Source organism: Arthrobacter globiformis, from assembly GCF_030815865.1.
GTDB classification, from domain to species: domain Bacteria; phylum Actinomycetota; class Actinomycetes; order Actinomycetales; family Micrococcaceae; genus Arthrobacter; species Arthrobacter globiformis_B.
Genome location: NZ_JAUSXI010000001.1, coordinates 5009029 through 5021380 on the forward strand (window position 1 = coordinate 5009029; position 12352 = coordinate 5021380).

11 protein-coding genes are annotated in these 12352 nt (G+C 67.8%); 5 read left to right on the forward strand and 6 right to left on the reverse strand.

Translation table 11 applies throughout. The features are described from left to right. Positions 1-26: 26 nt before the first annotated feature. Complete coding sequence (locus QFZ33_RS23415) at positions 27-695, reverse strand: response regulator (RefSeq protein WP_307031463.1); 669 nt, start codon at positions 693-695, stop codon at positions 27-29. Between the two features lie 12 nt (positions 696-707). Further along, positions 708-2282: a sensor histidine kinase gene (locus QFZ33_RS23420; RefSeq protein ID WP_307031979.1), complete on the reverse strand. Its 1575-nt coding sequence runs from the start codon at positions 2280-2282 to the stop codon at positions 708-710. Positions 2283-2561: 279 nt separating this feature from the next. Here QFZ33_RS23420 and QFZ33_RS23425 point away from each other — a divergent pair, with 279 nt between their 5' ends. The 5 genes from QFZ33_RS23425 to QFZ33_RS23445 all read left to right on the forward strand — a co-directional run bounded on the left by QFZ33_RS23425 (position 2562) and on the right by QFZ33_RS23445 (position 7187). Beyond that, complete coding sequence (locus QFZ33_RS23425; RefSeq protein ID WP_214845592.1) at positions 2562-3572, forward strand: Bug family tripartite tricarboxylate transporter substrate binding protein; 1011 nt, start codon at positions 2562-2564, stop codon at positions 3570-3572. Continuing rightward, positions 3569-4072, forward strand: a complete 504-nt coding sequence (locus tag QFZ33_RS23430) for a tripartite tricarboxylate transporter TctB family protein (RefSeq protein WP_307031466.1) — start codon at positions 3569-3571, stop codon at positions 4070-4072. The genes QFZ33_RS23425 and QFZ33_RS23430 overlap by 4 nt, the downstream gene beginning before the upstream one ends. Next, positions 4073-5749 carry a tripartite tricarboxylate transporter permease gene (locus QFZ33_RS23435; RefSeq protein WP_307031468.1) on the forward strand — a complete coding sequence of 559 codons (1677 nt, stop codon included), beginning with the start codon at positions 4073-4075 and terminating at the stop codon, positions 5747-5749. After that, positions 5746-6138, forward strand: a complete 393-nt coding sequence (locus QFZ33_RS23440) for a universal stress protein (RefSeq protein ID WP_307031470.1) — start codon at positions 5746-5748, stop codon at positions 6136-6138. The genes QFZ33_RS23435 and QFZ33_RS23440 overlap by 4 nt, the downstream gene beginning before the upstream one ends. Before the next feature lie 92 nt (positions 6139-6230). Beyond that, positions 6231-7187: a D-2-hydroxyacid dehydrogenase family protein gene (locus tag QFZ33_RS23445; RefSeq protein ID WP_307031472.1), complete on the forward strand. Its 957-nt coding sequence runs from the start codon at positions 6231-6233 to the stop codon at positions 7185-7187. 116 nt (positions 7188-7303) lie between these two features. Here the strand turns inward: QFZ33_RS23445 and QFZ33_RS23450 are convergent, their stop codons facing one another. The 4 genes from QFZ33_RS23450 to QFZ33_RS23465 all read right to left on the reverse strand — a co-directional run bounded on the left by QFZ33_RS23450 (position 7304) and on the right by QFZ33_RS23465 (position 12350). Then, positions 7304-10021: a PEP/pyruvate-binding domain-containing protein gene (locus QFZ33_RS23450; RefSeq protein ID WP_307031473.1), complete on the reverse strand. Its 2718-nt coding sequence runs from the start codon at positions 10019-10021 to the stop codon at positions 7304-7306. 144 nt (positions 10022-10165) lie between these two features. Continuing rightward, positions 10166-10588, reverse strand: coding sequence for a heat shock protein transcriptional repressor HspR (locus tag QFZ33_RS23455; RefSeq protein ID WP_307031475.1), 423 nt, complete (start codon positions 10586-10588; stop codon positions 10166-10168). A 15-nt stretch (positions 10589-10603) separates the two neighbouring features. Then, positions 10604-11581, reverse strand: coding sequence for a DnaJ C-terminal domain-containing protein (locus QFZ33_RS23460; RefSeq protein WP_307031477.1), 978 nt, complete (start codon positions 11579-11581; stop codon positions 10604-10606). A gap of 82 nt (positions 11582-11663) precedes the next feature. Beyond that, positions 11664-12350, reverse strand: coding sequence for a nucleotide exchange factor GrpE (locus QFZ33_RS23465; RefSeq protein ID WP_307031480.1), 687 nt, complete (start codon positions 12348-12350; stop codon positions 11664-11666). Positions 12351-12352 lie beyond the last annotated feature (2 nt).

The window sequence follows — 12352 nt, forward strand, 5'->3', positions numbered from 1 at the left end:
GGACACAGCCCTGAACAGCGGGCGGCTCACCCGGCCTTCCACACATACCTCCGCTCGGGGCGTCCGACGCCATACTTGAGCGTCACGTCCACCAGCCCCTCGTCGTTGAGGTACTCCAGGTAGCGGCGCGCGCTGACGCGCGACGTCCCCACCTGCACAGCCAGTTCTGCGGCCGACACGTCGCCGCCACCGGAGCGCAGCGCCTTCTCCACTACCTGGAGCGTCTCTGCGCTGCAGCCCTTCGGCAGCGGCCGGTCCGCGCGTTCCAGCCCAAACACGCGGTTGACGTCCGACTGCTCCGCCACATCTTTGGACGAATCGAGGCTCTGGTAGGTGGTGCGGTAGTGCTCCAGCCGCTCCTGCAGGTCGGTCTGGGAAAACGGCTTGATCAGGTAGTGCACTATGCCGCCGCGGAGCGCCTTCCGCACCGTCTCCACCTCGCGCGCGGCGCTGATCACCAGCACGTCCAGCTCGGGCGCCACTTCGCGCAGTTGGTGCATCAGGTCCAGGCCGTTGACGTCGGGCAGGTGGATGTCCAGCAGCACCAGGTCCGGTTGCAGCCGTTCGGTCTCCAGCACCGCCTGCGCGCCCGTGTTCGCCACTCCGACGACGGCAAACCCCGTCGTGCGCTGGATAAAGCCGGCGTGGACTTTGGCCACCATGAAGTCGTCGTCGACGATAAGTACCTTGATCAAGGCCGCTCCTCCCTAAGCATCGGCAGTTTTGCGCATCAGCAGTGCCGTAAACACCGCACCGTGGTCGTTCCGCACGGCGAGCCGGCCGCCGCGCCGCTGGCAGACCACCCTGGCGAGCGCAAGGCCGTAGCCGCGGCCGCCGTCGGGCGAATTCTTGGTACTGAACCCCTGCCGGAAAATGTCGTCCATGACCTCCACCGGGACCCCCGGTCCCGAGTCCTGTACGTCAACCCGCACGCCGCCGTCGTTCTCTCCGATCAGTACCTCGACCTTCGCTTCGGCGGTGTTGGTGACCGCATCGAGTGCGTTGTCCACCAGGTTGCCCACCACGGTGGTCAGGTCGCGGGACAGTTCCTCATCCACCTTGCCCAGCCGGGATTCCTCGGCGAGCTGCAGGGACACCCCGCGCTCCGCGGCGAGGCTCGATTTGGCAATCAGCAGTGCGGCGAGGGCGGGGTCCTCGATCCTGCTGGTCACGTCGTCGTTCAGGCGGGTCCGGTTCGACGTAGTGCCATTGACGAACTGGACGACGGCGTCATACTCGCCGATCTGGATCAGGCCGGAGATCGTGTGCAGCTGGTTGGCGAACTCGTGTGCCTGCGCCCGGAGGGTGTCGGTGGCCGTCCGCGTCGTGCCCAGCTCGCGTTCCAGCGAAGCCAGCTCCGTCCGGTCGCGGAGGGTGGTGACGGAGCCAATCACGCGTCCGTGCGAGCGCATCGGCATCCGGTTCAAGACCACCAGCTTTTCCCCCACCAAGACCAGCCGGTCCGGGCCGGGCTGGTCCTGGGTGAGGACCTCGCGCAGCGCCGACGGCACCTCTAGAGCGGCCAGATTCTTCCCGACGCAGTCGTTCGGCAGACCCAGCAGGCTCCGCGCACTGTCGTTGACCACCGTGATCCGCTGCTGGGGGTCCAGCGCCACCACGCCTTCCTTGAGCCCGTGCAGCATCGCCTCCCGGTTCTCCACGAGGCCGGTGATCTCGTCCGGCTCCATACCCAGCGTCTGGCGTTTGACGCGGCGGGCCAGCAGGAGCGAGCCTGCCACGCCCAGGACGCTCGCCACTCCCAGGTAGGTCAGCAGGTTCGGGACGGCATCGCCCAGCCGCTCGAGCACCGAGGGGTAGCTCCTACCGACGACGGCGATCCCTACCATCTTGCCGGCGTCGTCCAGCACCGGCACGTGGGCCACCACGGCCTCCTCTGCCCCGGTTCCGACCACCCCGGTCCATGCCCGCCCGGACATCACCGCACTGTCGCCGAGTTCCAGCTGGTGGCCCACCAGAGACGGATCCGACGACGTCACCATCGTCCGGTCGGACCGGGCCAGCGCAACCTGGGAGGACCCCGAAATCGTGCGCACCGCTTCGGACACCGAGGGAAGCACCGATCCGCTTTGCGGCTGGGCATCCGGCAGGAGGCTTCGCACCGCGGGGGTAGCCGCCAGCGTCTCCGCAGCAGAAAGAGCCCGTCGGCCCTCGACCCGTTCAAAAGCTGCCGCCGACTGGGCCAGCGAAATCGCCACCACGGCCACCAGCACGGCCAGCACAATCAGGAGCTGCAGCCGAAGATACTGCCCCGCAAGGGACATTCCTCGCCGTCGAGTCATGTGCTGCTGTTCTTCCTGTGGGTTCGCGGGTGGGGGGTGAACTATACGGGACACGCTACCGGACTTTGGGCGCTGTGTTCCGCGGAGTCCGCAGCGCCTGGACCCTGTACGGGACGCCTCATGGGCAACTTGGTTGGGGGCCGGAAACGTGAACGAAATGAACTTAACTTTCTCTGCTTACACAAGCGTGAGCCCCGTCACGTTCGGCCCTAGCATCGGAAGCACCCGATCAAACGGATCAAAAACGAGAAGAGGAACAACATGCGCGGAATGAGCGCACTGCGCGTGGCCGCAGTAGCCGCAGGCATCGCCCTGATGGCGTCCGGCTGCGGAGCAACCGGCAAGACTGCCGCCGGCCCCTCCACGAGCGGAGCAAGCACCGCACCCCTTGCCGGGCTTCGCATCATGGTGCCGAACACGCCCGGCGGCGGCTACGACACCACGGCGCGCGCCGCGGCGAAGGTTCTCGAGGACGAGAAGCTTGCCACCAACCCCGAGGTCTTCAACCTGGCCGGCGCCGGCGGCACCGTTGGCCTGGCACGCATCGTCAACGAAAAGGGCAACGGCGACCTCGCCATGCTCATGGGCCTTGGCGTCGTCGGCGCAAGCTACACCAACAAGTCCCAGTCGAAGCTGACCGACACCACCCCGCTGGCCCGGCTCATCGAAGAGCCCGGCGCCATCATGGTCTCCAAGGACTCGCCGTACAAGACCATCGACGATCTGGTGACGGCGTGGAAGAAGGACCCGTCCAAGGTCAGCGTCGGCGGCGGTTCCTCAGCCGGCGGCCCGGACCACCTCCTGCCGATGCAGCTCGCCGGTGCCGTCGGCATCGATGCCAAGAAGGTTAACTTCGTTTCCTACGACGGCGGCGGCGATCTGCTTCCGGCCATTATCGGCAACAAGCTGGGCTTCGCGGCTTCCGGCGCCGGTGAATACATCCAGCAGATCAAGGCAGGCGATATCCGGGTCCTGGCAACCAGTGGCGAGAACCGGCTTGAGGGAGTGGACGCCCCCACGCTCAAGGAATCCAACATCGACCTGGTCTTCACCAACTGGCGCGGCATCGTGGCCCCTCCCGGCATCAGCGACGCCGACCGCGACGCCCTGATCGCCACCCTGGAGAAGATGCATGAATCAGCATCCTGGAAGGAGACGCTGAAGACGCGGGGCTGGACCGACGCCTTCGTCACGGGTGACGAATTCAAGTCCTTCCTCACCGACCAGGACAAGCGCGTTGCCGACGTTCTGACGAAGCTCGGCCTGGCGTGACCTCCTTGGCCTCCCGCCTCAAGGGCCGCTCCGAGCTGGGTGTCGCAGCCCTGCTCGGGGCGGTCGGCGTCCTGGTCCTCATTGACGCAGCGCGCCTGGTTGTGCCGTATTCCCAGTCGGATCCGGTAGGCCCCAAGGCCCTGCCGATGATCGTGGGAGGACTCCTGCTCATCTGCGCCGTATTGCTGGCAGTGAACGTTCTCCGGGGCGGAAGCGGTGAGGCCGAGGCCGGCGAGGACGTCGACCTGACCCACCCGAGCGACTGGAAGACCGTCCTACCTCTGGCTGGCGCCTTCATCGCCAACATCCTGCTGATCGACTGGGCCGGCTGGGTCATCTCCGGAACGGTGCTCTTCTGGGGCAGCGTTTGGGCGCTCGGAAGCCGCCATTACGTCCGCGACGGACTGATCTCCCTGGCTCTGGCGCTCCTGACCTTCTACGGCTTCTACCTCGGCTTGGGCATCGCCCTTCCCGCCGGGCTCCTTGAAGGGATTCTCTAGATGGACGTCCTGTCCTCACTCATGGACGGGTTCGCGACCGCGCTGACCCCCATGAACCTCCTGTACGCCCTGATCGGCGTCATCCTGGGCACCGCCGTCGGCGTCCTGCCCGGCATCGGCCCGGCGATGACCGTGGCACTGCTGCTCCCGGTGGCCACCGTCCTTGAACCGACCAGCGCGTTCATTATGTTTGCCGGCATCTACTACGGCGGCATGTTCGGCGGTTCCACCACCTCGATCCTGCTTAACACCCCCGGCGAGTCGTCCTCGGTGATCACCGCCATCGAGGGCAACCTGATGGCAAAGGCCGGCAAGGCTGCCCAGGCATTGGCGACGGCGGCCATCGGCTCGTTCGTCGCCGGCGCCATCGGCACCGCGCTCCTTGTGGTCTTCGCCCCGATCGTCGTGCAGTTCGCCGTGAGCCTTGGCGCCCCAAGCTACTTCGCCATCATGGTCCTGGCCCTGCTCGCCGTCACCGCCGTCCTGGGCTCGTCCAAGCTGCGCGGCTTCGCGTCCCTTGGACTCGGTCTGGCAATCGGCCTCGTCGGCCTCGACTTCGTATCCGGCCAGGCCCGCCTCACCTTCGGCTTGCCGCTGCTCTCCGACGGCCTCGACGTCGTCGTGATCGCCGTGGCGATCTTCGCCGTCGGTGAAGCCCTGTGGGTGGCGGCGCACCTGCGCCGCACCCCGCTGCAGATCATCCCGGTCGGCAGGCCGTGGATGGGCAAGGAGGACTGGAAGCGGTCCTGGAAGCCGTGGCTGCGCGGCACTGCCCTCGGTTTCCCCTTCGGCGCGCTGCCCGCCGGCGGCGCCGAGATCCCCACCTTCCTCTCCTATGTGACCGAGAAGCGGCTCTCCAAGCACCCCGAGGAGTTCGGCAAGGGCGCCATCGAAGGCGTCGCCGGGCCCGAGGCAGCCAACAATGCGGCCGCAGCCGGCACCCTGACCCCGATGCTGGCCCTTGGCCTGCCGACCAACGCCACCGCCGCCGTCATGCTGGCCGCCTTCACCCAGTTCGGCATCCAGCCGGGGCCGCTCCTGTTCCAAAACGAGGGTCCGCTGGTATGGGCGCTGATCGCCAGTTTGTTCATCGGCAACTTCCTGCTGCTGCTGGTCAACCTCCCCCTGGCCCCGGTCTGGGCGAAGCTGCTCCGGCTGCCGCGCCCCTACTTGTACGCCGGCATCCTCTTCTTCGCCACGCTGGGCGCCTACTCGGTGAACCTGCAGGCGTTCGACCTCATGCTCCTGCTGGTCCTGGGCGCGCTTGGCTTCATGATGCGCCGCTACGGGCTGCCTGTCCTGCCGCTCATCCTCGGCGTGATCCTGGGACCTCGCCTCGAAAAGCAGCTCCGCCAGGCGCTGCAGCTGAGCGCCGGCGACGTGTCCGGCCTGTGGAACGAACCGATCGCCGTCGTGGTCTACATCATCGTGGCACTGGTACTCCTCTGGCCGCTGGCGGCACGGCTCTGGCGCGCCCGGCGTCCCCGGACGGGCGGGCTCGTCGTTGCCGGCGGACCTGCTGTTGAGGGACCTGCTGTTGACGGACCCGCCGCCGGACCCGCTGCCGCACCCTCCGTCGAGGCGCCTGCTGCTGAGGCACCCGCTGATCGGGGGCCTGATGCAGGCCGCCGCCGCGCGGACGCCACCCATGCCAACCACGGACAGGAGAAATCGTGAGCATCATTGTCGGCTATATCCCCACGGCCGAGGGCACCGCAGCCCTGGATCGGGCCATCACTGAGGCCCAGAAGAACCAGAGCCGTCTGGTCATCATCAACTCCTCCCGGGGAGACGCCATCGTTGACAAGCGCTACGCCCAGGCTGAGGACATTTCCGCATTGACGGAGCGGCTGGACCGGGAAGGGATTGAGCATCTGGTCCTGCAGCCGGTGCGCGGCAACGATGCGGCCAACGAGGTGCTGGAGGCGGCGGAGAAGTACCGGGCTGAACTTATTGTGATCGGCCTCCGGCGCCGCACTCCCGTAGGCAAGCTGATCATGGGCAGTGCTGCGCAGCAGATCCTGCTGGAGGCATCCTGTCCGGTGCTGGCCGTCAAGGCCAGCTAGTCCCGCAACCAGGCACCACTCGACTAGCCTCAAGAGGTAGGGGCCCGCTCCGGCGGGTTCCTGCCTCTTTGGTCTTAAGGCAGAAGGACAGCATGCAGCAGCTCGCGATTCTCGATGACTACCAGCGCGTGGCCCACAGCTTCGCCGACTGGAGCTCCCTCGAACAGCGTGGCGTCGATGTCACCGTGTTCAACCAGCACCTCGCCACCGAAGCGGAGGTTGTGGAAACGCTGCAGGACGCCAGCATCATCATTGCCATGCGGGAGCGAACGGCCTTTCCCGGCCGGATCCTCGAACAGCTGCCCCGGCTGAAACTGCTGGTCACCACCGGTGCCGCCAACGCCTCGATCGATGTGGAGGCAGCTGCACGGCTGGGGATCACCGTCTGCGGAACGGACGGCTCCCCCACGGCTGCGCCCGAACTGGCATGGGCGCTGCTGCTGGCGTTTGCCAGGGACCTGACACAGGAGGAAGCCGCCCTGCGTGAGGGGCGCTGGCAGACCGGCGTCGGCTTCGAACTGGCCGGCAAGACCCTCGGGATTGTAGGGCTGGGGAAAATCGGGAAGCGGATCGCCAGCTACGGCCTGGCCTTCGGGATGGAGGTACTGGCCTGGAGCCAGAACCTGACCGAAGAGGCCGCCGCGGCGGCAGGCGCCCGGAAGGTCGGCAAAGACGAGTTGTTCCGGTGGTCCGACGTCGTGTCCCTGCATCTGCGGCTGTCGGCGCGTTCGGCGGGAACAGTCGGTGAACGTGAACTGCGGCTGCTCGGCCCGGACGGCGTGCTGGTGAATACTGCCCGCGGTCCCCTGGTGGAGCAGCAGGCGCTGGTCACCGCACTGCATGAGGGATGGATCCGCGGAGCGGCGCTCGACGTGTTCGATCAGGAACCGCTGCCGGCCGGCCATCCCCTCCTTGGCGCGCCACGGACCCTGCTGGCTCCGCACCTGGGATATGTGACCGACGCCAGCTACCGGGCCTTCTTCGGCGGCGCCCTCGAGGACGTCACCGCATGGCTGGACGGCTCCCCGATCCGGGTGCTGACGCCGTAGGAAGAAGCTGACTCGGAGACAACGAAAAGTGGGTAGCACTTCAGGGCGTTCCCAGCCCTGAGAACGCCCTGAAGTGCTACCTAGTTGGACGGTTGCCCGCACCTTCAAGCGCACCGTCACGCCCGACGGCAACCGGAACCGTCGAGCGTGACGGTGCCGGCGTCGCCGTCGACCGTCACCTGCTGTCCGCTGGCCACGCGCTGGGTGGCCACGCCCGTTCCCAGGACGGCGGGGATGCCGTACTCCCGGGCGACGATCGAGCTGTGGCTCAGTGGGCCGCCAACGTCCGTGACCACGCCGGCCGCCATCGCAAACAGCGGTGTCCAGGCGGGGGTGGTCATGCGCGCCACCAGCACCTCGCCCGGCTGCATGCTGGCAAAGTCGTCGGGGCCGTGCAGCAGCCGGGCCGGTGCGCTCACGTGTCCAGAGCTGGCGCCGACGCCGGTAATGACGTCCCCCGCCAGTTGCTGGGTACGTGCGGGCATCATGCTGCCAAACGCACGCTCCATCCAGCGGCTTTCGGGCAGCAGTTGCGGGGCCGAGGCTTTCCGCTGCCCCCGCCACAGCATCTTGCGCTGCTCAACGGCTTCTGCCCGCACGGGCCGGTCCGTGCCGGTGATGGCCGCGCCCGGCGCGGCCAGACCGAACTCGATGGCGTTGCGGAGCTCGTCGAAGCGTAGCCAGAAGATGTCGGACGGAGTGGCGATGACGCCCGAGGCCGTCAGCCGCTCCCCTAGTTCCAGCAGCATCCGGCGCATCAGCGGCCAGGCCAGTCCGACGTCGGCCAGTGCGTCCTCACGGACGGGCGCCGCTTTCTGCGCCCAACGCAGCAACCTGCGGAAGACGGCGCGGCGGCGCGGCCCCAGCCTGGTGCTGATCAGCTGGCTCTGCTCCTCCCGCCGGTCGGCAGACCGCTGCTGGCGCTCATACGGATCCTTCCCCTGCCCCCGCACGAAGTACCTCAGGGTCTCGAGCAGGGCGGAGGGGTCATCCGCCGGCACAGGGTTGACGAAGTCAAGGTTGTAGACGGCGTGCCCGTAACGGTCCAGGTGCCGCTGGAGGCGGGAACGCCACTCGTCCCACTGGCCCTGATCCACGCCCGCGCCTCCGCCGGGCCCTGAGGGAGGCGTGCCGCTGCGGAGAGCTGCGGCGATGCCGGCCGCTGATCCCTCCGTGATGGCCGAGGCAAGCTGCGGCCTTTCGCGCGTCCACACCGCCAGGTCATACAGGGATTTCTCCGCGCGGATGGGCTCGCTGTCGTAGCCGAGGAGGAAGACCTCCGCGGACGGGTCGCCGGCCTGCCGGACGAGCTTGTCGTAGTAGCTCCGGAACATGATCTCGCTGGTTGCGGCGATGGGGATGATCGACTGCACCGCGGTGTAATACGCCGCGCCCGCGTCCAGCAGCGCGGAAATGCCCTCCAGCAGTTCAGGGGCAGGACGGTCCGCCGGCTGTTTGGCCGCCCAGAACTTCACGAGTCCGCGGTACGTCGGGTGCGAGTGGTCGCGCCAGCCCTTAATCCCCATGTGGGCCTTGCCCTGCGCCAGCGCCCGCATCGCCGTCAGCGACCTGCCCATGACCCGCCGCATTCCGGCGCTGTTGTAGTAGTAGTACGCGTAGCCGTTGACGGTGGGCAGCGAGACGTCCCCGGGCCGGACCACGCTCTTGCCGAATGCCTCGTTCAGCAGGGCGTTCAGCGACCGCACCACGGCGCCGTCGATGAGGTCGGCGAACAGGGGCGACAACGGGTCGGGCAGCTGCTCGACGATGCTGGCCCGGAAGTACATCCCGTTCGGATAGGGCAGCGGCCACTCCGTCGGAGCATCGGCCGAGGGCTCGGGCAGCGCGGTGATGGGACGGGCCTGCAGGATGAAGAAGTCCCCTGCCGCCTGCGCCCACTCGATGTCATGGGGCACCCCGAAGTGCTGCGCAACGGCCGTTCCCTGCCGGGCCAGCGCGGCCGCCGCGTCGTCCCCGAGCACGGGCGCCCTGCGTTTACCTTCGGGCACCGGCTGCTCCTTGGTGCCCGTTCCGTCGTAGACCGTCATGACGTCTTTGTCCGCCGTCCGGCGCTGCCCTACCCGGCCCGTCGCGGCATCCACTATGACGTCGTCCGTGCTGACGGTCCCGCTGACCACGGATTCACCCAGCCCCCAGGCGGCGCTGATCACTACCTCGTCGCGGCGGCCGGTGGCGGGGTTGGCGGTGAACAGCACGCCGGCGGCCTCGGCGTCGACCATCTCCTGGATTACCACCGCGAGGCGCACCGTGGACGAATCAAAGCCGTTTCTTGCGCGGTACGCCATGGCGCGGGCATTCCACAGCGACGCCCAGCAGTTGATGACGGCGGCGGCGACGGCGTCTGGCCCGGCGACGTTCAGGTACGTGTCCTGCTGGCCGGCGAAGCTGGCCGAGGCGAGGTCCTCCGCTGTGGCCGAGGAACGCACCGCCACCCGCGCGGCGTGGTCGCCGCTGGACTCTCCACCGGCCACTTCTCCTAGGGCCGCCGCCTGGTGGCTCAGCCGGCCGTAGGCTGCGCGGAGTTCGGCGCCAATCTCCTCGGGCATCGCGCTCTCGGCGAACAGGGAGCGGATCTGCCGCGCGGCGGCCTCGTAGTCGTCGTTCGAAGCGCCGGCGGGAAGGGCGGCGAGCTCGAGGATGCGGCCGGCGATCCCATTGGCGTTGACGAAGTCCTGATAGGCCAGCGTGGTGAGTACGAAACCAGGCGGCACCGGAAAACCGGCCCGGGCCAGGTCGCCGAGGTTGGCACCCTTGCCGCCTACCTCGTCCAAATCACTGCGTCCCAGCTGGTCAAAGTCCTTGATGTAGGTCATGACCCCGCGTCCCTTCTGTCCGGGAGCCGGGACCGCGGCATTGCGGCTGGTGACCCCATTCCGGCGCTGCACCCTATCTTTGGCACTGCCCGCGATTCTGGCAATGGGGGAAGGCCAGCGGGAATGGCTACAAAGGGGAGCTGGCTAGGCGTCGCCCCGCGGCCGCCACACCACTACAGCCTGCGAACGGGGCCGGGGCCGCTGGCCGCGCGCCAGGCTCACCACGTCCCCGGCGGTGCCGGCGGCGAAAATCCGGGATTCCAGCGGCGCACGACGGCGGGACAGTTCCTCGGTCAGCTCGGTCACCCGGTGCTGCAGGGCAGCAACCTGGTTTTCGAGCTCCAGGATGCGTTTGATCCCCTCGAGCGATACGCCCTCATGGGATAGCCGCTGCACCTCACGGAGCCGGTTCACGTCCCGCTGGGAGTAGCGGCGGGACTTGCCCGGCGCCCTGCTGGGCGAGACGATGCCCAGCCGGTCGTACTGGCGGAGCGTCTGCGGGTGCATCTCGGCGAGCTCGGCGGCCACCGAGATGACGAAGATCGGCTGATCGAAGTTGATGTCCAAGGCCGGCACCCGTCGCTAAAGCCGGGCCTTGGCTGCCAGGCCCTGGCGGACGTCCGCGCCGGTGGTGGCGGCCGCAAATGCTTTCACGGCCTCCTCGGCTTCCTTGCTCAGGTTTTGCGGTACGGCGACGTCGATGGTCACCAGCAGGTCACCTGTAGCCTTCGACGTCTTTACGCCGCGGCCCTTCACCCGGAGCGTGCGCCCCGACGGAGTGCCGGCGGGAACGCGGACCCGGACGTGTTCGCCGTCGATCGTGGGAACCTCGATGTCGGCGCCCAAAGCAGCTTCCGGGAACGAGACGGGCACATGGATCCGGAGGTTGTCGCCGTCGCGCGTGTAGAAGTCATGGCTCTTGACGTTGACGGTGACCAGCAGGTCGCCGTTGCCCGCCGGGCCGTACTGGCCCTTGCCGCGGACGCGCACCTTCTGGCCGTCCTTGATGCCCGCGGGCACCCGGACGTCGATCACCTCGCCGTCCGGTTCACGCAGCCCGATGGTGGTTCCGCGGATGGACCCGGCGAAGGAGATGCTGGTGCTGGCCGTCCGGTCGGCGCCCTTCTGGGGGGCGCGCTGGTAGCCCGCCGGGCCGCCACCGAAACCGCCGCCGAACAGGTCGGCGAACTCGGGCGGGACGCCGCCAGCGGGGCTGAACCCGCCGGACTGGCGGCCACCGCCGCCGGTGAACAGGCCGCCGAAGAGGTCCTCGAAGCCGCCGTTCGCGGTGCTGCCCGCGCCGTGCGGGGCAAAGCGCGCGCCGCCGCCCATGGCCCGGATGGCGTCATACTGCTGCCGCTCATCAGGATCCGACAGAACGGAGTACGCCTCGGAGATGTCCTTGAACTTCTTCTCCGCAGCAGTATCCCCGGAGTTCGTATCAGGGTGGTATTGCCGCGCGAGCTTCCGGTAAGCCTTCTTGATGTCAGCGTCGGAAGCGTCCTTGGCAATACCAAGGATCTTATAGAAGTCCTTGTCCACCCAGTCCTGGCTAGCCAATGGCGTTTCCTTTCAAAAGTTACGGGTCGGTGGTTGAGCTTGTCGAAACCCGGTTTCGACAAGCTCAACCACCGAAGTAAATCTACGCCGGTACAGCCACAATCACCTGCGCAGCCCGGAGGACCCGCTCACCTGACTTGTAGCCGGAGCGGAGCACCTGGCTGACGGTGTCAACCTCGATGTCATCGCCGGGCTGCTGGATGAGGGCCTCGTGGATGGTCGGATCGAACTCCACGCCGGTCTCATCGATGCGGGTCAGGCCGTACGTCTTCAGCGCGTTCTCCAGCTTGGTGGCGATCGCGGCGAACGGGCCGTCCGCGAGGTCGCCGTGCTGGCGGGCGGCGTCGACGTCGTCCAGTACCGGCAGCAAGGAGTTCAGCACGCCGATGACGGCCATCTCCCCTGCCACGGCGCGGTCGCGTTCAACGCGCTTGCGGTAGTTGACGTACTCAGCCTGCAGGCGGAGCAGGTCGTTCTTCAGCTCCGCCGCCTCGGCGCCGGTGGTTGAGCCTGCCGAAACTCCCTGCGCCACGGACTCCTCGGCGGGAACCTCGACCTGGTTGAGGATTTCCTCAGCCTGGGCGAGGGCGTCGCCGTCGGAATCCGCAGAAGCGCCGGCTTCCGGCGGAGAGGACTGTCCGCCCTCCGGGTGCCGGGCTTCCCCGGTCACCGGGTCCACCTTGCGGTGGTCCCGGATGATCGGCTCGTCGCGGTTGCTGCCCTGGTCTCGGGAAGAGTTGTGCTCTTCTTCGTTACCGTGATGCGGCATGG